Origin of the sequence: Pseudomonas sp. ATCC 13867 (assembly GCF_000349845.1) — a bacterium.
Classification (GTDB): domain Bacteria; phylum Pseudomonadota; class Gammaproteobacteria; order Pseudomonadales; family Pseudomonadaceae; genus Pseudomonas.
In genome coordinates this window covers 318891-340256 of the sequence record NC_020829.1, presented here as the reverse complement: position 1 = coordinate 340256, position 21366 = coordinate 318891, and the positions used below count along the sequence as shown (strand labels likewise).

The following is a 21366-nucleotide window of genomic DNA, read 5'->3' as shown; positions in this document are numbered from 1 at the left end:
GAAATACGCAATGAGCAGTCAAGCGCAGCACCACAGATCCACTCCGGCACGCCGCCATCCGATCGCCCTCGCCACCACGCTCGGCATCGGCATGCTGAGCGTCGCCAGCGTCCAGGCCGACAACGCCCGCGACTGGCAGAACCTGCCGATCGATACCAGCGTCGCCTTCCTGTACCTCACCGTACTCGACTCCAACACCTCGGTGGACCAGGCCATCGCCATCAATGGCGTCTCGGTCAATGCCAACGTCTGGCTCGCCCGCTATGCCTACAGCTTCGGCGTCGACGGCCGCTCCACCGGCATCCAGATCCTCCAGCCCTATGTCACCGGGGAAGCGAGCTTCGACGGCATTCCCGGCAAGAAAGACAACGACGGCATGGGCGACACCACCATCGTGCTCGCCCACAACCTGTTCGGCGCCCCCGCGCTGACCCAGCAGGAGTTCGCCAGTTGGCAGCCGGAAACTTTCCTTTCCGGCGCTATCTTCGTCACCGCTCCGACCGGCGATTACGACAACAAGAAGCTGTTGAACATCGGTACCAACCGCTGGATCGTCAAGCCCGAGCTGGCGTTCGGCACGCCGATCGGCAAGACCTGGCTGGAAGCCAACGCCTACGCCAGTTTCTTCCAGGACAACGACGAGTTCCTCGGCCACCACACGCTCAAGCAGGACCCTCTGTACGCCACCGAACTGCATTACAGCTACAGCTTCAATCCCGCCCTCTGGGCCTCGCTGGACGCCAGCTATAAATGGGGCGGCGAAAGCACGATCGCCGGCGAGGAGCAGGACAACGCCCAGGACACCAGCATGGCCGGCGCCTCCCTGGGCTTCATGCTCTCGCGCAGCGTTGGCGGCATGATCTCGTACATGGACACGGTTTCCCGGCCGGATTCGGCGCCGGAAGCCAACACCTGGACATTCCGCATGCAATACGCATGGTGAATCAGGACACCGGGGCCCGGCCTTGCAGAGCCGTTCGAGACCGCCGACAGCGCAGTACAACGACGGGCTGGCGGGCATCGGCAGCACCCAGGCATCGAGTCCTCGACGAGCTTCGTCGAATGGCCGCCAAACCAGCCGGCATCGGCCGGTTGCGCAAGGCGGTAGACGCGAAAATCGCCGAGAAGATGACGCAGCAGCACCAGGATGACGCGTCCCTCTCCCCCCACGGGGAGAGGGAGCTCCGCAAAAATCCCCCGCCCCACTCTCCGCGCGGTTTGACATCCCTCCGGCAGTCACCGAAGCTCCTCCACTCCGTGATATTCGCCGCAGAACCGCATGCCAAAGCCTAAGAACAACGACGCCACGAACCCTCTCGTCCGCCGCATTGCCTTTGCCTTGGCCTGCATTCTGCTGATCGCCGCCGCCGGTGCCTGGTGGTACGTGCAGAACAGCGCACCGCAGCCACAACTGGCACCACGCCCACAAACCCAGACCAGGCTCGCCGCGCCAGCGAAGGTCGAGACGACGGCCAGTTTCGTCGCCGAGCAGCAATGCCAGGGCTGTCACCAGGCGCAGACCAAGGACTGGCAGGGCTCCCATCACCAGCAGGCGATGAAGCCGGCCAGCGAAGGCAACGTGCTCGGCGACTTCGAAGGCGTCACCTTCAAGGGCGAAGTCGAAACCACCCGCTTCTTCCGCAAGGGCGACGAGTACTGGGTCAACACCCCCGGCAACGACGGCAAGCCGGCGGACTTCAAGGTGGCCTACACCTTCGGCTTCGAGCCCTTGCAGCAATACCTGCTGGAGTATCCGGGCGGCCGCCTGCAAGCTCTCGGCGTCGCCTGGGATAGCCGCAAGAACCACTGGTTCCAGCTGATGCCCGGACAGCGCATCGACTACAAGGACGAACTGCACTGGACCCGTCCCGCGCAGAACGCCAACTTCATGTGCGTCGAGTGCCACACCACCGGCTTCAAGCGTAACTACGACGCCAAGACCGACAGCTTCGCCAGCCACTGGAACAGCCTTGGCGTCGGCTGCCAGGCCTGCCACGGGCCAGCCTCGAAGCACCTGGAATGGGCGAAGAAAGCGGATCGCAGCGCAGACAAAGGCTTCGAGGTACCGCTCAAGAACGCCAGCCAGAGCACCGTGGTGGAAACCTGCGCACGCTGCCATGCCCGTCGCGCCCCGCTGGACGACGGCTACCAGAACAAGCACCGTTTCATGGACGACTACCTGCCCAGCACCCTGACCCGCGAGCTCTACGAGATCGACGGCAAGATCAAGGACGAAGTCTTCGAGTGGGGCTCCTTCACCCAGAGCAAGATGTTCGCCAAGGGCGTGCAGTGCACCGACTGCCACAACCCTCACAGCGGCGAACTGAAGGCGCCGGGCAATGGCGTCTGCCTGCAATGCCACAACACCGCCGGCAAGCCGACGCGCCCGCAGATCGACGGCAAGGGGCTGCAGGCGAAGAACTACGACTCGCCCGAACACCATCACCACAAGCCCGGTAGCCCCGGCGCGCAGTGCACCTCCTGCCACATGCCCGGCCGCTACTACATGGTCAACGACTACCGCCACGACCACGGCTTCAGCCTGCCCAACCCCCTGCACGCACGGCGCATCGGTGCGCCGGACGCCTGCCTGGCCTGCCACAAGGACATCCCGGCGAAGAAGATCGGCGAGCAGTTCCGCCAGTGGTTCGCCAGTGAGCTGCCGGCCAAGTCGAACGCCCCGGACAATCCACCGCCGCGCTACGACGACACCCTGTGGAAAGCCCGTGGCGGCAAGCCGGGGGCATCCCGCGCGCTGCACCTGCTGCTGGCCTCGCCCGACCTGCCGGCGATCCGCCGCGCCACGCTGATCGCCGAACTGCCCAGCTACCCCAGCCCGCGCTCGCTGGAGCTGGCGGCGCAAGGCCTGAAGGATGCCGATCCGCTGGTGCGCACCGCCGCCATCAACGTTCTCGCCTCCCTCGCCAATGGCCCGCAGCAGGCACTGGTGCTGGCGCCCATGCTGGCCCCGCGACTCTCCGACCCGATCCGCGCCGTGCGCATCGCCGCCGCCTGGCAACTGGCGCAACTGCCACCGCAGGCACGCCCCGGCCTCGATGAAGCGCTGAACAATGGACTGCGCGAGTACGAAGAGGTGCAGAAGAGCCTGGCCGAACGCGCCGAGGCCAATCTCAACCTTGCCATGCTCTACCAGCGCACCGGCCGGCCGGACCAGGTGGAGCCCGCACTGCGCGCAGCAATGGCACACAACCCGGACTTCCTGCCGGCCACCGTCACCCTGGTCCAGTGGCTGGAAGCCAGCGGCCGTCAGGCCGAGGCTCGCCAGTTGCTCGACGACGCCCTGCGCCAGCATCCCAAGGCCGGCCTGCTGCACCACGTCAACGGCCTCGCCCTGGTGCGCCAGGGACAGCGCGCGGAGGCGCTCAAGGAGCTGCGCGAAGCCGTGCGGCTGGCCCCGGACGACGACCAGCTCCGCTACGTGCTGGCTATCGCCCTGCACGACAGCGGCGAAGTCGATGCCGCCTGCCGCGAGCTGGAAACACTGCTGCAACGCCACCCAGCCAACCGCGGGGCACGCCTGGCGCTGATCGCCTACCTGCGCGAAACCGGGCAGATGCAGAAGGTGCAGATGCTGCTGGCGGAACTGGAACAACAGAACCCGGACGATCCCTCGCTCAAGAGCGAGTGAAACTTCCGACAAACAGGCGGGAACTCGGGAAGCGGCGAACGCTCTGAAAGACGCACTCAACCAAGGAGTTACCATGCGTCGCCGCTTCATCCCCGCCGTCCTTGCCCTCACCCTGCTCCCGCTGGCCTCGGCTATGGCCGAAGACAACGACTTCTGGCGCTCGGTCCTGACCTCCGGCGCCACCACCGCCTCGAGCTACCTGACCAGCCGCGACGACCACAAGCTGGTCGGCCCGGCCCAGGACGATGCCGCCAGCTTCATCGCCACCGACGGCGCCATTCGCGGCCCCTACCTGGAATCCGCGCTGCTGCAGATGCGCAGCGCCAACCCGGCACTGGCCAACGCCAGCGACGCGGAACTGGCCAGCGCCCTCCTCGCCAGCGAACGCTGATCGCGACGGCGCGCGGCCTCCACACGGCGCGCGCCGCCCGGCGCAATCGAGGAACTCCCCGCAAGTCTCGCGCATCTCACCTGTACACGGACCCTCCGGAGGTGATTCTGATGCGCACCGCCAAACTGGCCACCGCTTTCGTCCTGCTCGCCCTTCCCCTCGCGTCGGCCGTAGCCGACACCTTCTGGCGCGACATCATCTCGTCCGGCGCCACCACCGCGTCGACCTACCTGACCTTCAGGCACGACCACAAACTGATCGCCGCCGCCCAGGACGATGCCGGCACCTATGTCGCCAGCGATGGCGCGATCCGTGGCCCGTACCTGGAAGCCGCCCTGAACCGCCTGCGCAGCGACGATCCCGGCCTGCGCCAACGCAGCGACATGGAACTGGCCAACGCCATCCTGACTCGCCGCAACGATGTACCTGCCCAATGAACCCCACCGGCGCGGCCCGTGGCGCTCGCCACGGGCCGTTCCCGGCTGGCGGGGTCGGCGCGAGGATCGGGTCGCTCCGCCCGCCCAGCGTCACGGCTTCGCGCTGATCGCATCCCTGTAGGAGCGGGCCATGCCCGCGATACACCGGCACATCAGCCAGGTGCGCCAAAAGAGGCGCAAAGCTCTGGCGTTTCCCGGTAGAAACGGTGTCCTCCGCGCGGGATTTCGCGGACAAAGTCCGCTTGTACGAAAAGTGGTTCCAGGCAACTCCGTCGCTGGCGAGGTTCGCAAGCAAGCTCGCTCCTACGAAGAGCCCGTCCATAACGGCGAAATCGCCACCACGAAAAAGCCGCCCGAAGGCGGCTTTTTCAGTTCAGCGCACCGCTCACTCGCGGTAGTCATCCACCGGCACGCAGGCACAGAACAGGTTGCGGTCGCCGTAGACGTTGTCCACGCGGTTCACCGCCGGCCAGTACTTGAAGGCGCGGGTGTGCTCGGTCGGGGTCACCGCCTCGGCGATCAGGTACGGACGCTCCCACAGCTCGGTAACATCCGCCAGGGTGTGCGGCGCGCGCTTGAGCGGGTTGTCCTCGGCCGGCCACTCGCCGGTCTCGACCTTGGCGATCTCCCCGCGAATCGACAACATCGCCTCGATGAAGCGATCCAGCTCGTGCTTGGACTCGCTCTCGGTCGGCTCCACCATCAGCGTGCCGGGCACCGGGAAGGACATGGTCGGCGCGTGGAAGCCGTAGTCCATCAGGCGCTTGGCCACGTCTTCCTCGCTGATCCCGGTCTGCGCCTTGAGCGGACGCAGGTCGAGGATGCATTCATGGGCGACGCGCTCGTTGCGCCCGCGATAGAGCACCGGGAAGGCGCCATCGAGCTTGCTGGCCACGTAGTTGGCATTGAGGATCGCCACTTCCGTGGCGTCGGCCAGCTGCGGGCCCATCATGGCGATGTACATCCAGCTGATCGGCAGGATGCTGGCGCTGCCCCAGGGCGCGGCGCTGACCGCACCGTTCAGCGGGTTCGGGCCTTCGACGCGGATCACCGGATGGTTGGCGACGAAGGGCGCGAGGTGTTTCTTCACGCCGATCGGGCCCATGCCCGGGCCGCCGCCGCCGTGGGGGATGCAGAAGGTCTTGTGCAGGTTCATGTGCGACACGTCGGCGCCGATGTCCGCCGGGCGTGCGAGGCCGACCTGGGCATTGAGGTTGGCGCCGTCCATGTACACCTGGCCGCCGTGGGCGTGGATCACCTCGCAGATCTCGCGGATGCCTTCCTCGTACACGCCGTGGGTCGACGGGTAGGTGATCATCAGGCAGGACAGCTGCGGGCCGGCTTCCTCGGCCTTGCGCTTCAAGTCCTCCAGGTCGACGTTGCCGCCCTTGTCGCACTCGACGATGACCACGCGCATGCTCGCCATGATCGCCGAGGCCGGGTTGGTGCCGTGGGCCGAGGCCGGGATCAGGCAGATGTTGCGATGCGCGTCGCCACGGCTCTCGTGGTACTTGCGGATCGCCAGCAGGCCCGCGTACTCGCCCTGGGCGCCGGAGTTGGGCTGCATGCAGATGGCGTCGAAGCCGGTGATCGCGCAGAGCCAGCGTTCCAGCTCCTCGATCATCAGGCGGTAGCCTTCGGCCTGCTCGCGCGGCACGAACGGGTGCAGATTGGCGAATTCCGGCCAGGTGATCGGGATCATCTCGCTGGTGGCGTTGAGCTTCATGGTGCAGGAGCCCAGCGGAATCATCGCCTGGTTCAGCGCCAGGTCCTTGCCTTCGAGCTGGCGCAGGTAGCGCAGCATCTCGGTTTCGCTGTGGTGGCGGTTGAACACCGGGTGGCTCAGGTAGCCGCTGCTGCGCTGCAGGGCGGCGGGAATGCCGTCGGCAAGCTGGCCGGCGTCGAGCTGGGCGACGTCCAGGCCGTGGCCGGCGCCGAGGACGATGTCGAACAGGCTGGCGAGGGTGGCGGCGCTGGTGGTCTCGTCCAGGCTCACGCCCAAGCGATCTTCGCCGACGATGCGCAGGTTGACGCGGGCGGCGCGGGCACGCTCGAGGATGACCTGCTGCTGGGTGCCGACATCCAGGGTCAGGGTATCGAAGAAGTGCTGGTTGACGATCTTCACGCCCTTGGCGGCCAGGCCGGCGGCCAGCACGGAGGTCAGGCGGTGCACGCGCTGGGCGATGCGTTTCAGGCCCTGCGGACCGTGGTACACGGCGTACAGGCTGGCGATGTTGGCCAGCAGTACCTGCGAGGTGCAGACGTTGGAGTTGGCCTTCTCGCGACGGATGTGCTGCTCGCGGGTCTGCAGCGCCATGCGCAGCGCGGTGTTGCCGCGGGCGTCCTTGGACACGCCGATGATCCGCCCCGGCATGGCGCGCTTGTACTCGTCGCGGCAGGCGAAGAAGGCCGCGTGCGGGCCGCCGTAGCCCATCGGTACGCCGAAGCGCTGGGCACTGCCGAGCACCACGTCGGCGCCCAGTTCGCCCGGCGGGGTGAGCAGCAGCAACGCGAGCAGATCACTGGCGACGCAGGCGATGGCCTGCTGCGCGTGCAGGGCGTCGATCACCGCGCGCAGATCACGGATTTCGCCACGGGTGTCCGGATATTGCAGCAGTGCGCCGAACACCGCGTGCTGGCCGAGATTGTCCACCTCGTCGACCACCACCTCGAAGCCGAAGGCGTCGGCGCGGGTCTGCACCACGGAGAGGGTCTGCGGGTGGCACTGGGCATCGACGAAGAACAGGTTGCTCTTGGCCTTGGCCACACGCTTGGCCAAGGCCATCGCCTCGGCAGCGGCGGTGGCTTCGTCGAGCAACGAGGCGCTGGCCAGATCGAGGCCGGTGAGGTCGATGGTCATCTGCTGGAAATTCAGCAGGGATTCGAGACGGCCCTGGGCGATCTCCGGCTGGTACGGCGTATAGGCGGTGTACCAGCCCGGATTCTCCAGCACGTTGCGCAGGATGACGGTGGGGGTCAGGGTCCCGTAGTAGCCGGTGCCGATCAGGCTGGTCCACAGTTCGTTCTTGTCCGCATAGCCCTTCAGCTTGGCCAGCGCACCCTGCTCGTCGAGGGCGGCGGGCAGGTCCAGCAGCCGGTTCAGGCGGATGGCCGGGGGCACCGTCTGCACGATCAGGTCATCGAGGCTGCTCAGCCCCAAGGTATCGAGCATGGCCTGCTGCTCGGCGGCATCGGGGCCGAGGTGGCGGGCGAGGAAGGCATCAGGCTGGTGCAGCTGGGAAAGCGAAGGGGTGTTCGACATGGCCACGGTCTCGAAAGGTCGGTCCGTAAAAAGAACAGGCCCCGACGAGTCGAGGCCTGTGTTTGCAGCAGTGTCTTACGCGTCGGCGTCGCTGGCAGCGCGGTAGCCGGCGGCGTCGAGCAGCTTGTCCAGCTCGGCCGGGTTGCTCGGCTTGAGCTTGAAGAACCAGGAACCGTACGGGTCGTTGTTCACTTCTTCCGGGGTGTCGGCCAGCACGTCGTTGACGGCGATGACTTCGCCGCCCACCGGGGCATAGATGTCCGAAGCGGCCTTCACCGACTCGACGACACCGGCTTCCTGGCCGGCGGCGAGGGTCTTGCCCAGTTCCGGCAGTTCGACGAAGACCACGTCGCCCAGGGCTTCCTGGGCATGGTCGGAGATGCCCACGGTCACAGTACCGTCGGCTTCCAGGCGCGCCCACTCGTGGCTGGCGGCGTAACGCAGGTCGGCGGGGATATTGCTCATCTTGTTTTTTCCTCGAGGACTGGGCGACGGGCGGCGGTGCCGCCCTCTTCAAGTTAGATCATGCAATTTAGATCAGGGCTTTGCCATGACGCACGAAATTCGGCTGAACGACGCGAACCGGGTACCACTTGCCACGGATTTCCACCTCGGCTCGGTCGCCGGTGGTTGACGGCACGCGGGCGAGGGCGATGGATTTGCCCAGCGTCGGGGAGAAGCTGCCGCTGGTGATCTCGCCTTCGCCGACGCCGGCCACGCGGACCACCTGGTGCGCGCGCAGCACGCCGCGCTCTTCCAGCACCAGGCCGACCAGCTTGGGCGCATCGCCCGCAGCCTTCTGCGCTTGCAGTGCCTGGCGGCCGATGAAGTCGCGCTCGGCCGGTTCCCAGGCGATGGTCCAGCCCATGTTGGCGGCCAGCGGGGTGATCTCTTCGTCCATGTCCTGGCCATACAGGTTCATACCGGCCTCAAGGCGCAGGGTGTCGCGCGCGCCCAGGCCCGCCGGGGAAATGCCGGCGCCGACCAGGTCGTTGAGGAAGCCCGGCGCCTCGGCGGCCGGCAGCATGATTTCCAGACCGTCCTCGCCGGTATAGCCGGTGCGGGCGATGAACCAGTCACCGTCGGCCTTGCCCTGGAAGGGCTTGAGCTCACGGATCAGCGCGGCGCGCGAGGGAGTGACCAGCTCGGCGGTCTTCTCGCGGGCGTTCGGGCCCTGCACGGCGAGCATGGCGAGGTCCGCGCGCTCGGTCAGGGTGACGTCGAAGCCTTCGGTATGGGCCTGCATCCAGGCCATGTCCTTGTCGCGGGTGGAGGCATTGACCACCACGCGGTAGCCGTACACGCCAAGGTAGACGATCAGGTCGTCGACCACCCCGCCACGTTCGTTGAGCATGCCGCTGTACAGCGCCTTGCCCGGAACCTGAAGTCGTTCGACGTCGTTGGCCAGGAGTCGTTGCAGGTATTCCTTGGCCTGCGGACCGGTGACGTCGACCACGGTCATGTGGGAAACGTCGAACACGCCGCAATCGCGACGTACCTGGTGGTGCTCTTCGACTTGCGAACCGTAGTGCAGCGGCATGTCCCAGCCGCCGAAATCGACGATCTTGGCGCCAAGGGCGACGTGCAAATCATAGAGCGGTGTGCGCTGTCCCATGGGTGGTCTCCTTCCGGGCGAGGCGGGTGCGGAGCGCGAGTACGGCCCGCACGAAACGCGCGCATTGTAGTCGCATGACCGGCCCGTGGACAGCTTGTCCGACAATCGAATCTCAGCGACTGGCGGAACCGGCCGGTCGTGCGGAACGACGAATCAGGCCGATGACCGGGAACAGTCCTACCAGCACCAGCGTCAGCGCCGGCAGCGCGGCGCGCGCCCACTCGCCTTCGCTGGTCATTTCGAAGACCCGGACGGCCAGGGTATCCCAGCCGAAGGGACGCATCAGCAGGGTGGCCGGCATTTCCTTGAGCACGTCGACGAACACCAGCAACGCGGCGCTCAACGTCCCCGGCAGCAGCAACGGCAGATAGACCCGGAAGAACAGCTCCGTACCGCCCACCCCGAGGCTGCGCGACGCCTCCGGCAGCGACGGACGGATACGCGCCAGGGCGCCCTCCAGCGGGCCGTGGGCCACGGCCATGAAACGGATCAGGTAGGCCATCAGCAGCGCGCCGAGGCTGCCCAGCAGCAACGGCTTGCCGGTACCGCCCAGGGCCGTGGACAGCGGGATCACCGCGTGGTTGTCGAGCCAACTGAAGGCCAGCATGATCGCCACCGCCAGCACCGAGCCGGGCAGCGCGTAGCCCAGGTTCGCCAGGCCCACCGCCGAACGCACCGCCGGAGTGGGCGACAGGCGGCAGGCGAAGGCCAGCAGCAGCGCCACCGCCACCGTTACCAGCGCGGCCAGGCCGCCCAGGTAGAGACTGTGCAGGATCAGGCCCCAGTAGCGTTCGTCGAGATCGAAACGGCCCTTCTGCCAGCACCAGGCCAGCAACTGCAGCACCGGAATGACGAAGGCGCAGGCGAACACCAGCAGGCACCAGGCCGTCGCGGCGAACGCCTTGAGCCCCTGCAGGCGATACAGTGCCGCACCACGCGGCCGCTCGCTGGGCGCGCTCGATCGTCCCCGGCTGTAGCGCTCGCCCAGCAGCACCAGCATGACGAACAGCAACAGCAGGCTGGCCAGTTGGGTGGCGCTGGAGAGGCTGTAGAAGCCGTACCAGGTCTTGTATACGGCGGTGGTGAAGGTATCGAAGTTGAACACCGAGACGGTGCCGAAATCCGCCAGGGTTTCCATGATCGCCAGCGCCAGGCCGGCGCCGATGGCCGGCCGCGCCATCGGCAGGGCGACACGCCAGAACGCCGCCCAGGGCGACAGCCCGAGCACCCGCGCCGCCTCGGTCAGGCCACGCCCCTGGGCGAGGAACGCGGTGCGCGCCAGCAGGTAGACATAGGGGTAGAACACCAGCACCAGGACGATGATCACCCCGCCGGTGGAACGCACCCGAGGCAAGCGCAGGCCGCTGCCGAACCACTCGCGCAGCAGCGTCTGCACGGGGCCGGCGAAATCCAGCAGGCCGACGAAGACGAATGCCAGCACGTAGGCCGGCACCGCGAAGGGCAGCATCAGCGCCCAGTCCAGCCAGCGCCGCCCGGGAAACTCGCAGAGGCTGGTGAGCCAGGCCAGGCTGACACCCAGCACGGTCACGCCCACACCCACGCCACCGACCAGGATCAGCGTGTTGCCGAGCAAGCGCGGCAGCTGGGTTTGCCACAGGTGGGACCAGATTTCCCGGTCGATCTCCGCCCAGCTCAGCAGCAGGACGCTGATCGGCAGCAACACCAGGGCGGCGACGGCAAAGGTGATGGGATACCAGCGGCGGGGGGCGGGATGGGCCACGAAAACCTCAGGATCGAAAAACACGAAGCCCCGGCACGGGCCGGGGCGCTTTCAAGAGCACTATGCTTCCCACGCAGAAGCGTGGGAACCATATCTGAGCCAACCGCTTGCAGCTTACAGTTTGCCGCTTTCCGCTGGCGGCCTCGGCCGTCTCTTCAATTCCAGCCGGCGCGGTCCATCAGCTTGATCGCCTCGGCCTGGCGCTTGCCGGCGACTTCCACCGGAATGCTGTCGGCCTTGAACGCGCCCCAGGCCGCCACTTCCTGCGACGGCGCCACCTTCGGGTTGGCCGGGAACTCCTGGTTGATGCCGGCGAACAGCGACTGAGCGTCCGGGCCGGTCATCCACTCCACCAGTTTCTTGGCGGCTTCCGGGTGCGGCGCATGCTTGGTCAGACCGATGCCCGACAGGTTGACGTGCACGCCACGGTCGCCCTGGTTCGGCCAGAACAGCTTCACCGGCAGGTCCGGCTTCTCCTGGTGCAGGCGGCCGAAGTAGTAGGTGTTGACGATGCCGACGTCGCACTGGCCGGCGGCGATGGCCTGGAGCAGCGCGGTATCGTCGGAGAACACGTCGGTGGCCAGGTTGTTCACCCAGCCCTTGAGGATTTCCTCGGTCTTCTGCTCGCCGTGGGTTTCGATCAGGGTGGCGGTCAGTGACTGGTTGTAGACCTTCTTCGCCGTGCGCAGGCACAGGCGGCCTTCCCATTGCTTGTCGGCCAGGGCCTCGTAGGTGCTCAGCTCCTCGGGCTTCACCCGCTGGGTGGAGTAGGCGATGGTGCGCGCGCGCAGCGACAGGCCGGTCCAGCTGTCGGTGCCGGAGCGGTATTGCGGCGGGATGTTGGCATCCAGCACCGGCGAGTCGAAGGGCTGCAGGATGCCCATCTTCTCGGCCTGCCAGAGGTTGCCGGCGTCCACGGTGAGCAGCAGATCGGCCGGAGTGTTGGCGCCTTCGGCCTTGATCCGCGCCATCAGCGGCGCTTCCTTGTCGGTGATGAACTTGATCTTCACCCCGGTCTTCTCGGTGTAGGCGTCGAACACCGGCTTGATCAGCTCGTCGATGCGCGAGGAGTAGACCACCACTTCGTCGGCGGCCTGGGCGGTGCTACCGATGGCGGCCAGCATGAGGGTGGCGAGAAGACCTTTGCGCATGAGCATGGGCGTGTCCTGTGCGGGGAAGAATCCTGCAAATGATAAGGAACCGCATTTGCCATTGAGGCGCGTAGTTGTGTCGAGGTGTTTCGGGAGGGTGCGGTTTGGGGTCGCGGGGAGCCCCCTCACCCCAGCTCCGGCTGCGCATCCCACTCCAGAAGGAGAGGGGGCCGTTCGGAGTACGCGGTTATTCACGGAGTCGCCCGGCGAGTTCTGGACGCTCAGCCTCTCCCCCTTGGAAGAGGCCGCGGTGATCAGACCTGCGCCAACGTCGGCAGATCGCCCGATAGCCCCAGCGCCTGCCGCACGAACATCCCCTTGGCCTCATGATGCTTGTCCACCAGCCGCAACCCGGCATTGCGCAGCCAGCGCACCGCCAGCGGATCGGCCTGGAACAGGCGTTGGAAGCCTTCCATCGCCGCCATCATCGCCAGGTTGTGCGGCATCCGGCGGCGCTCGAAGCGACTCAGCACACGCTCTTCGGCGATGTTCTCGCCGCGCTCGTAGGCATGCAGGATCACCTCGGCAAGCACCGCGGCATCGAGGAAGCCGAGGTTCACGCCCTGCCCGGCCAGCGGGTGGATGGTGTGCGCGGCATCGCCGATCAGCGCCAGCCCCGGCTCCACGTAGCGCTTGGCATGGCGCTGGCGCAGCGGAATGCACAGGCGGCGGTCGGCGTGCTCGATGGCGCCCAGGCGCTGCTCGAAGGTCCGCCCCAGCGCGGCACGGAAGCCATCGTCGTCCAACGCCATGATCCGTTCGGCCCGCTCCGGGGTGGTCGACCAGACGATCGAGCACCAGTGCGCGTCCCCCTCCTTCGCCAGTGGCAGGAAGGCCAGCGGGCCGTCGTCGGTGAAGCGTTGCCAGGCGGTGGCCAGGTGCGGCTTTTCGCAGCGCACGCTGGTGACGATGGCGTGGTGCAGGTAATCCCACTCGCGGGTGGCGCAGCCGGCCAGGCGGCGCACGGCGGAGTTGGCGCCGTCGGCGGCAACCACCAGCGGCGTGCGGATCTCGCGACCATCGGAAAGGCTCAGCAGCCAGTCGTCGCCGGAGTGGCGCAGTTGCTCCAGGCGCGCGCCGGGCAGCAGGCCGAGGGCGGAGTCGTGCAGGCGCTCCAGCAGGGCATCCTGCACCACGCGGTTCTCGACGATATGGCCGAGCACTTCGGCGTGCACGCTGGCGGCGCTGAAGTGGATCTGCCCGGTGCCGGAGCCGTCCCACACCTGCATCTCGCGGTAGGGTTCGGCACGCCGCGCGGCGATGCCGTCCCAGGCGTGCAGGCGCTGGAGGATGCGTCGGCTGGCCTCGGACAAGGCACTGACGCGCGGCTCGAACGGCGCCTCGCGGTCGAACGGCTTGACGCTCAGCGGGCTGCCGTCCAGCAGCAGGATGTCCAGGCCGCTGCCTTCCAGGGCCAGGGCCAGCGCGCTGCCGACCATGCCTGCCCCGACTATTACCAGATCCGCGTGCATCGAATTTCCTTATTGGCTGGGGCTGTCACACCGGGCGGGCGCCCAGGCCCATAGCCTGGCGGGCAAACCAGCGTTTGGCCGGCGGCAGCAGGTCGAGGCCGAGCAGGCCCAGGTTGCGGCCGCTGGCGAGCAGCGGTTGAGCGTTGGAGAACAGGCGGGTGACGCGGTCGGAGAAACCGACGGTCATCTGCTGATCCAGGCGCTGGCCGTCCAGGTAGCGCTGCAGTACGGCGAAATCGCCCGGCATGGCCTCGTCCTGCAACAGTTGGTCGCCCAGGGCCTGGGCGTCGCGCAGCGACAGGTTGAAGCCCTGCCCGGCAATCGGGTGCAGGCTGTGGGCGGCGTTGCCCAGCACCACCAGGTGCGGGCGAATCTGTTCCTCGGCCTCGATCAGGCTCAGCGGGTAGCCGTAGCGCGCGCCAACCTGACGGAAGGCGCCGAGGCGATAGCCGAAGGCCTCCTGCAACTCGGCAAGGAACGCCGCGTCGGACAGCTCGCGCAGACGCTCGGCGTCACGGCCGTTGCGGGTCCAGACCAGCGCGCAGCGGTTTTCCGGCAGCGGCAGCAGGGCCAGCGGGCCGTTCTCGGTGAAGCGTTCGAAGGCCTGGCCGCGATGGGCTTCGGACGGGCTGACGTTGGCGATCAGCGCGGTCTGCCCGTAGGACGAGGCGCGCACGCCGATGCCCAGTTGCTCGCGCAGGCCGGAGCGGCCGCCGTCGGCCAGCACGGCGAGGTCGCAGTCCAAAAGCGAATCGTCGTCCAGGGTCAGGCGGTAGCCGTCGCCCAGTGCGTCCATCCGGCGCACCTCGGCCGGGCAGCGCCAGCTCACCACTTCCGGGTCCAGTGCGTGCCACAGGCACCGGCCGAGCCAGGCGTTCTCCACCACGTAGCCGAGAGCCGGAACGCCCTCTTCCACCGCCGTCAGGCGCGCGGAGCCGAAGCGGCCACGGTCGGACACGTGGATCTGGGTGATCGCTTCGGCGCGCAGGGATATCTGCTGCCAGAGCCCCAGGCGCTCGTAGATCTGCCGGCTGCCGAAGGACAGCGCCGTGGAGCGCGCGTCGTAGCTGGGCTGGTAGGCATCGCCGGGGGCGAACGGCTCGACCAGCACGATCCGCCAGCCGCGCTCGCGAGCACCGGCCTGGAGGATCAACGCCAGGCTCGCGCCGACGAGGCCGCCACCGATGATGGCCAGTTGCGGACGTTGCATGTCAGGCGGCCTGAGCCTTGGCCTCGGCCATCAGCGCTTCGATCTCGGCAACGGTCTTGGGCACGCCGTTGGTGAGGATTTCGCAGCCGGTCCTGGTCACCACCACGTCGTCCTCGATGCGCACGCCGATGCCGCGCCACTTCTTCGGCACGTCGGTGTTGTCCGGGGCGATGTAGATGCCCGGCTCGACGGTCATCGACATACCGACTTCGAGCACGCGCCATTCGCCGCCGACCTTGTATTCGCCGACGTCGTGCACGTCCATGCCCAGCCAGTGGCCGGCACGGTGCATGTAGAACGCCTTGTAGGCTTCGCTTTCGATCAGTTCGTCGACGTCGCCGCTGAGCAGCCCGAGCTTCACCAGACCGGCGGTGATGACCCGCACGGTGGCCTCGTGGGCCTCGTTCCAGTGACGGCCGGGGGCGATGTAGTCGAAGGCGGCGACGTTGGCCTCCAGCACCAGCTCGTAGATGGCCTTCTGCTCGGGGCTGAAGGTGCCATTGGCCGGGAAGGTGCGAGTGATGTCGCTGGCGTAGCAGTCGATCTCGCAGCCGGCGTCGATCAGGATCAGGTCGCCGTCCTTGATCGTCGCGTCATTCTCCCGGTAGTGCAGGATGCAGGCGTTGCGGCCGGTGGCGACGATGGAGCCGTAGGCCGGCATCTTCGCCCCGCCCTTGCGGAAGGCGTACTCGAGCTCGGCTTCCAGGTGGTATTCGTTCAGCCCCGGACGGCACACCTGCATGGCGCGCACGTGGGCGCCGGAGGAGACCTCGGCGGCGTAGCGCATCACCTTCACCTCGCCCGCGCTCTTGTACAGGCGCAGGTCGTGCAGCAGGTGGTCGAGAGCGACGAACTCGTTCGGCGGCTGCGCGCCCTGACGGGCCTTGGAGCGGATCACGTTGATCCAGTCCATCAGCCGGCGGTCGAACTCCTGGTTGGCGCCCAGCGCGTAATAGACGCGGTCGCGACCTTCGATCAGGCCGGGCAGGATGTCGTCGATATCGCCGATGGGGAAGGCGTCGTCGGCGCCGAAGTTCTTGATCGCGCCGTCCTGGCCGGCGCGCAGGCCGTCCCAGAGCTCACGCTCCGGATCGCGCTCGCGGCAGAACAGCACGTACTCGCCGTGCTCGCGGCCGGGGATCAGCGCCATCACCGCTTCCGGCTCGGGGAAGCCGGTGAGGTACTGGAAATCGCTGTCCTGGCGGTAGACGTGCTCGACGTCGCGGTTGCGGATGTACATCGGCGCCGCCGGGAGAATGGCGATGCTGTTGGGTTCCATCTGCTCCATCAGCGCCTTGCGGCGACGGGCGTATTCCAACTTGGCGATACGGATCATGCAGCGACCTCAATGCAGGGAGGGTTTCTCGGCCGGTGCCGGCACCTTGCCGAATTCGGAGAACAGCAGCAGCGGGGCGACGCGCAGGTATTCCTGCACTTCCATATAGTCGGCCTCGCCGTCTTCGGAATCTTCCAGCGCGCCCTGGACCTGGGCGATGGCGGCGATGTCCTGCAGTACTTCGTCGGCTTCATCCGACAGGCTGGGGGAACGCAGCGCCAGGCCGAAGCCGGCGAGGAAGCCCTGGCACCACTGGCCCAGGGCGGCGGCGCGCTCGGCCAGCGGGGCGTCGTCGTTGGGCAGCATCAGCACCACGGCCATCTCGCCGGCGCCGAAGTCCTGCTGGACCATGCCCAGCAGCCCGCCCAGGGCTGCGCCCAGGCGCTCGCCCGGCTCACCGCCGAGCAACTCGCTGGCGGCCTGCAGCCACTCCGCCTGGTCGAAGCCGCTGCCCGCGCAGACGCGGCCCAGCAGGTGGCCGTGCAGTTCGGCGGGGGAAATCGGCAGGGCGGCCTCGGCGAGCAGGGCGGCGAAGGCGTTATAGGCGGAACTTGACGTGGACATGATCGAACCCGGGGTATGGCCGCTAGGCGCCATCGGGCGCCGCGCATAGAATGTGGTCTCGTATCCTAGCACCGCCGCCCTGTGCAAGACCATGTAACGGGTCGCCGCGTTGACCCACCCCTACGGCGGTCCTATATAGTTTCCGGTCACTCCCATTCTTACGAGTAGAGAGCCAAGCGAGAGTCTATGGAAGACGCCGACCTGCACACGCTGATCGCCAAGTTCGACCAGTTGCTCCAGCGCCTGGAACAGCTCAAGGCCGAAAACCGGCTGCTGCGGGCGAACGAAAAGAGTTGGCGGGAAGAGCGCGCCCATCTGATCGAGAAGAACGAATTGGCGCGGCAGAAGGTCGAAGCGATGATTTTGCGACTCAAAGCCTTGGAGCAGGACTCATGAGCCAGTCGAATACCCTCAATGTTCAAATCCTCGACAAGGAGTACTGCATCACCTGCCCTCCCGAGGAACGCGTCAACCTGGAAAGCGCCGCGCGCTATCTCGACAGCAAGATGCGCGAGATACGCTCCAGCGGCAAAGTGATCGGCGCCGACCGCGTGGCGGTGATGGCCGCGCTGAACATCACCCACGATCTGCTGCACAAGCAGGAACGCCTCGACCACGACGCCAGCTCCACCCGCGAGCGCGTGCGCGAACTGCTCGAGCGCGTGGACCGGGCCCTCACCACCGATACCCTTACCACCGATCAAGAATAGGGTGAAGTCTGACCCTGGAAATTTCCTTGGGGTATAATCCGCTTCGTTCCCTGGTGTGTTGGCCAGTCGGTGATGTCCCTGAGCCGATAATTGCAACAACGGGGGTTGCCAGTTGGGCTGGTGTGCATGTCCGCACGACGGAAAGCCTTAAAGCCTACTGCAACCACCACCTTGAACTCTCGGGTTCAAGGGCTAACCCGACAGCGGCATGTCCGGGGAGCTTTACCCTTCGATGATCCATAGCGACGGTCTTTCCCGTCCGGCCCTGCGCCGTCAGTTGCGCGAGGCCCGACGCGCCCTCACCCCACTCCAGCAACGCCTCGCGGCCCAGGCCCTGTATCGCCGGATGGCGCAGCACCCGCTGTTTCGCCGCGCGCGGCACATCGCCCTGTACCTGCCGGCCGACGGCGAAATCGACCCACGACCGCTGATGAAGGCGGCGCAGAGACGCGGCAAGGCCACCTACCTGCCGGTGCTGTCGGACTGGCCCAGGACCCACATGACCTTCCAGCGCGTCGGCCTTGGCGAACGCTGGACACGCAACCGTTTCGGCATCGCCGAGCCCGCACGCGACCGCAGCCGGCAACGCCCGGCCTGGGCCCTGGACCTGCTGCTGCTGCCACTGGTGGGATTCGATCCGCAAGGTGGACGCCTGGGGATGGGCAAGGGCTTCTACGACCGCACCCTGGCCTACCTGGGCATGCGCAAAAATTGGCACACACCGACGCTATTGGGTCTGGCGCACGAATGTCAGAAAGTCGATCGACTGGAACTGGCCAGTTGGGACGTACCGCTGATGGGTACGGTGACGGACGGCGGCTGGTATGGCCGACTCGCGCAGGCGTCGCGATCCTTGCGACACCCGGCGAAATGAATCAGGGCTGCTGGGTCACCTGGGCGGGAACCTCACCCTGACGCTCCCAGAGGCTCTGGGTGTAACCGGTGGTGACGACTCCCAGGCCGAACAGGATTACCAGAACCCACAAAAGATCAGGCTTGCGTTTCATCGATTGCCTCCCCCTTCCAGGCAAACTGTCCACGATGCCGGCGGTGGTTTTTTGTCCGTCCGGCGGTCCAAGCTAAAAACGGCGGCATTCTCCGACAATGAAAAGCTTCTCGCAATTCTGACGCCAACCGATCGTCGGAGGAGGCGCGCCTTCCAAAACTGCGCGCACTTCCAGGCAAGGTTCATGCCGGATCTCCCCATATTCTTCCTACAGCGAAACTTTCGCGAGCCGACAACTTGTCGCAGGGGAAACACCTACCATTAACCCCTGGACGGACTTCGCGCCCGCTCCCGGAAATTCGCCACACACAAGGAGACTCCCGCGGATGGCACGCGCTTACTGGCTGATGAAATCCGAGCCCGACGAACTCTCGATCCACGACCTGCAACGCCTGAAAACGGCGCGCTGGGACGGCGTGCGCAACTACCAGGCGCGCAACTTCATGCGCGGCATGCAGCCGGGCGACCTGTTCTTCTTCTACCACTCCAGCTGCCCCGAACCGGGCATCGCCGGGATCGCGACGATCGAGGGCGAGCCCTACCCCGACCCCACCGCGCTCGATCCGCAGAGCCCCTACCACGACCCCAAGGCCAGCGCGGAGAAGAATCCCTGGACCGCCCGCGACGTCGGCTTCGTCGAAGCCTTCACCGCAGTGCTGCCACTGGCCACCCTCAGGGTCCAGGCGGGGCTGGAAGAAATGCCGCTGGTACAGCGCGGCAGTCGCCTGTCGGTCATGCCGGTAACCGAGGCGCAATGGCAGATCGTGCTGACTCTGGTTCGGCGATAGAAGCGCTAGAAAAAGGAAAGGGCCGACAGCGGCGGGCAAGGCCGTGAAAGACCGATATCACTGTGCTATTAGGTAAGGAACGCCTTCGGAATTTTCCGCATGGACCGCCTGAAGTCCTCCGTTTCCACCTATCTCGGGCTTGGCGGCCTGCTCTGCGTTCTCCTGTTGGCCAGTCTCTGGCTCGGTCATGAACTGGCCAGCAGCGAACGGCAACGGGTTCGCGAACGCCTGAACTACCAGGCGCGCGCCCTGGCCCATCAACTGGAAGCCACCCTGCACGAGCAGGTCCAGGGGCTGAACCTGCTGGCGCAGCTCTGGACCCACCACGACCGCATCCCGCGCTCGGAGTGGGAGCTCAACGCGCGCTTCTATATCGACAACTTCGCCGGCTACCAGTCGATCCAGTGGGCCGATCCGGAGCTGCGCATCCGCTGGGTGGAGCCCCTGCAGGGCAACGAGACGGCACTGAACTATCGGCTGACGCCGCTGAGCCCCGGCTATGACGCCGCGATGGCCGCGCGCGATACCGGCAAGCCCCGGCTGAGCGACAGCATCGAGCTGCTCCAGGGCGGCCGTGGTTTTGCCCTCTACGCGCCGGTGTACCTGCGCGCATCCGACGGCACGCTGCGCTTCGACGGCTTCATGGAGGGTATCTTCCGCGTCGGCAACCTGATGGACCATCTGCTGGAGCAGGCCGACGACCACCTGTTCAGCGTGCGCCTGCTGGAGCACGGCCAGCCGCTCTACGTCCGCTCCCAACCCGACAGCCAGGCCGAGGCAACCCTGCGCCTACCGCTACGGCTGCTGAACAACCGCAGCTTCGAACTGGAGCTCAGCCCCAGCGCGGCGCTGGTGCAATCGCTCTCCACACCGCTGCCGGCCGTGGTGTTCGGCACGGCGGTGGCCATCAGCCTGCTGCTGGTCGCCGCCCTCGCCCTGGCGCTGGACAACGCCCGCCGCGCCAGCGCGCTGAGCGCCGGCAACCGCCTGCTCAACCTGGAGGCCGAGCAGCGCCAGGAGATCGAGGGGCACCTGCTCGACAGCCGCGAACGCCTGCAACTGGTTCTCGACCTGACGGACTCCAGCCGCGACGCGCTGTTCATCTTCGATGTGCAGAACCGCGAGCTGCTGCACATGAACCGCGCCACCTACAGTAGCCTCGGCTACAGCGCCGAGGACTTCCGCCAACTGCTGCGCGACGATCCGGAACGCCTGATCCCCGGCTTCTTCGCCTGGCTGCAACTGGTGCAGCAGGCCAACCGGCTGAACCTGTCGATGATCTTCCAGCGCGAGATGCAGCGCCGCGACGGCAGCCTGCAGGCGGCGGAGATCAATACCCAGCTGACCCGCCAGGGCGAGCGCGACTACCTGATCGCCGTGGCCCGCGACAATAGCGAGCGCCTGCAACTGGAAGCCCAGTTGCAGAAGCTGTCGCAACAGGACGGCCTCACCGGCCTGTTCAACCGCCGCTACTTCGACCGCCAGTTGCAGAGCGAATGGCGGCGCCTGCGCCGGGCCGACGCGCCGCTGGCGGTGCTGATGCTCGACGTCGACCACTTCAAGCGCTTCAACGACTGTCTCGGTCACCTGGCCGGCGACGACGCCCTGCGCCGGGTCGGCGGCGCCCTGCGGAGCTGCCTGCAACGCGAAGGGGACGTGGCCTGCCGCTACGGCGGCGAGGAGTTCGTGATCATCCTCACCGACACCGGCCTGGAAGGCGCCGCCCATGTGGCCGCGCGGGTGCACCAGCGGATCGCCGAACTGGCCATCGTCCACCCGGCGACGGAGCTGGGACGGCTGACGATCAGCATCGGCGTGGCCATCGCCAAACCGGGGCAGGACGCCGAGCCCGACCAGTTGATCTCCCAGGCGGACCAGGCGCTGTATGCGGCCAAGCATCGGGGACGGAACCAGACGTGCGTGTGGCCGGTGGAGTGAGGACGGCATTTCTGTAGGAGCGAGCTTGCTCGCGAACCCGCTTGACTCCTTAGTCGTCGGATAATTTGTTCGCGAGCAAGCTCGCTCCTACGAAGA

Annotated in this window: 19 protein-coding genes and 1 other RNA gene; 10 read left to right on the top strand and 10 right to left on the bottom strand. The window is 66.8% G+C overall.

Annotated elements, in window-relative coordinates; translation table 11 throughout:
* Positions 1 to 10: 10 nt before the first annotated feature.
* The 4 genes from H681_RS01510 (at position 11) to H681_RS01490 (ending at position 4477) form a co-directional block, all read left to right on the top strand.
* On the top strand, positions 11 to 943 hold the full coding sequence (locus H681_RS01510) for a transporter (RefSeq protein ID WP_015475073.1): 933 nt from the start codon (positions 11 to 13) through the stop codon (positions 941 to 943).
* A 336-nt stretch (positions 944 to 1279) separates the two neighbouring features.
* Positions 1280 to 3649 (top strand): tetratricopeptide repeat protein, encoded by a 2370-nt coding sequence (locus H681_RS01500; RefSeq protein WP_041711666.1) that lies wholly within the window; start codon positions 1280 to 1282, stop codon positions 3647 to 3649.
* Between the two features lie 73 nt (positions 3650 to 3722).
* Entirely contained in the window at positions 3723 to 4040 is a 318-nt protein-coding gene (locus H681_RS01495; protein WP_015475070.1) for a DUF2388 domain-containing protein, read from the top strand.
* A 110-nt stretch (positions 4041 to 4150) separates the two neighbouring features.
* Positions 4151 to 4477: a DUF2388 domain-containing protein gene (locus H681_RS01490; protein WP_015475069.1), complete on the top strand. Its 327-nt coding sequence runs from the start codon at positions 4151 to 4153 to the stop codon at positions 4475 to 4477.
* 385 nt (positions 4478 to 4862) lie between these two features.
* Here H681_RS01490 and gcvP read toward each other — a convergent pair whose 3' ends face one another.
* The 9 genes from gcvP to H681_RS01445 all read right to left on the bottom strand — a co-directional run bounded on the left by gcvP (position 4863) and on the right by H681_RS01445 (position 16828).
* Positions 4863 to 7739: an aminomethyl-transferring glycine dehydrogenase gene (gene gcvP, locus H681_RS01485; RefSeq protein WP_015475068.1), complete on the bottom strand. Its 2877-nt coding sequence runs from the start codon at positions 7737 to 7739 to the stop codon at positions 4863 to 4865.
* Between the two features lie 75 nt (positions 7740 to 7814).
* A complete protein-coding gene (gcvH, locus tag H681_RS01480; protein ID WP_015475067.1) occupies positions 7815 to 8204 on the bottom strand; it encodes a glycine cleavage system protein GcvH in 390 nt (129 codons plus the stop codon).
* Positions 8205 to 8271: 67 nt separating this feature from the next.
* Positions 8272 to 9354, bottom strand: coding sequence for a glycine cleavage system aminomethyltransferase GcvT (gene gcvT / locus H681_RS01475; RefSeq protein WP_015475066.1), 1083 nt, complete (start codon positions 9352 to 9354; stop codon positions 8272 to 8274).
* 112 nt (positions 9355 to 9466) lie between these two features.
* On the bottom strand, positions 9467 to 11095 hold the full coding sequence (locus tag H681_RS01470) for an ABC transporter permease (protein WP_015475065.1): 1629 nt from the start codon (positions 11093 to 11095) through the stop codon (positions 9467 to 9469).
* Positions 11096 to 11250: 155 nt separating this feature from the next.
* Complete coding sequence (locus H681_RS01465) at positions 11251 to 12252, bottom strand: Fe(3+) ABC transporter substrate-binding protein (protein ID WP_015475064.1); 1002 nt, start codon at positions 12250 to 12252, stop codon at positions 11251 to 11253.
* Positions 12253 to 12500: 248 nt separating this feature from the next.
* Entirely contained in the window at positions 12501 to 13718 is a 1218-nt protein-coding gene (locus H681_RS01460) for a 2-octaprenyl-3-methyl-6-methoxy-1,4-benzoquinol hydroxylase (RefSeq protein WP_015475063.1), read from the bottom strand.
* A 25-nt stretch (positions 13719 to 13743) separates the two neighbouring features.
* Positions 13744 to 14928, bottom strand: a complete 1185-nt coding sequence (ubiH, locus tag H681_RS01455; protein ID WP_015475062.1) for a 2-octaprenyl-6-methoxyphenyl hydroxylase — start codon at positions 14926 to 14928, stop codon at positions 13744 to 13746.
* Between the two features lies 1 nt (position 14929).
* Positions 14930 to 16264, bottom strand: coding sequence for a Xaa-Pro aminopeptidase (gene pepP / locus H681_RS01450; RefSeq protein WP_015475061.1), 1335 nt, complete (start codon positions 16262 to 16264; stop codon positions 14930 to 14932).
* Between the two features lie 9 nt (positions 16265 to 16273).
* Positions 16274 to 16828 (bottom strand): UPF0149 family protein, encoded by a 555-nt coding sequence (locus H681_RS01445; protein WP_015475060.1) that lies wholly within the window; start codon positions 16826 to 16828, stop codon positions 16274 to 16276.
* Positions 16829 to 17014: 186 nt separating this feature from the next.
* Between H681_RS01445 and H681_RS01440 the strand changes: the two genes are divergently transcribed.
* The 4 genes from H681_RS01440 (at position 17015) to H681_RS01430 (ending at position 18412) form a co-directional block, all read left to right on the top strand.
* On the top strand, positions 17015 to 17224 hold the full coding sequence (locus H681_RS01440; protein WP_015475059.1) for a TIGR02449 family protein: 210 nt from the start codon (positions 17015 to 17017) through the stop codon (positions 17222 to 17224).
* Complete coding sequence (locus H681_RS01435; RefSeq protein ID WP_015475058.1) at positions 17221 to 17538, top strand: cell division protein ZapA; 318 nt, start codon at positions 17221 to 17223, stop codon at positions 17536 to 17538. The genes H681_RS01440 and H681_RS01435 overlap by 4 nt, the downstream gene beginning before the upstream one ends.
* A gap of 44 nt (positions 17539 to 17582) precedes the next feature.
* A non-coding RNA gene (gene ssrS / locus H681_RS25590) (6S RNA) lies at positions 17583 to 17761 on the top strand.
* Positions 17762 to 17770: 9 nt separating this feature from the next.
* Positions 17771 to 18412 (top strand): 5-formyltetrahydrofolate cyclo-ligase, encoded by a 642-nt coding sequence (locus tag H681_RS01430; RefSeq protein WP_015475057.1) that lies wholly within the window; start codon positions 17771 to 17773, stop codon positions 18410 to 18412.
* A gap of 1 nt (position 18413) precedes the next feature.
* On the opposite strand, the gene H681_RS27025 is transcribed toward H681_RS01430, so the two are convergent.
* On the bottom strand, positions 18414 to 18545 hold the full coding sequence (locus tag H681_RS27025) for a hypothetical protein (protein ID WP_015475056.1): 132 nt from the start codon (positions 18543 to 18545) through the stop codon (positions 18414 to 18416).
* Positions 18546 to 18870: 325 nt separating this feature from the next.
* Here H681_RS27025 and H681_RS01425 point away from each other — a divergent pair, with 325 nt between their 5' ends.
* Together H681_RS01425 and H681_RS01420 are read left to right on the top strand one after the other, a co-directional pair.
* Positions 18871 to 19332 (top strand): EVE domain-containing protein, encoded by a 462-nt coding sequence (locus H681_RS01425; protein WP_015475055.1) that lies wholly within the window; start codon positions 18871 to 18873, stop codon positions 19330 to 19332.
* A gap of 99 nt (positions 19333 to 19431) precedes the next feature.
* Positions 19432 to 21270 (top strand): sensor domain-containing diguanylate cyclase, encoded by a 1839-nt coding sequence (locus H681_RS01420; RefSeq protein ID WP_015475054.1) that lies wholly within the window; start codon positions 19432 to 19434, stop codon positions 21268 to 21270.
* Positions 21271 to 21366 lie beyond the last annotated feature (96 nt).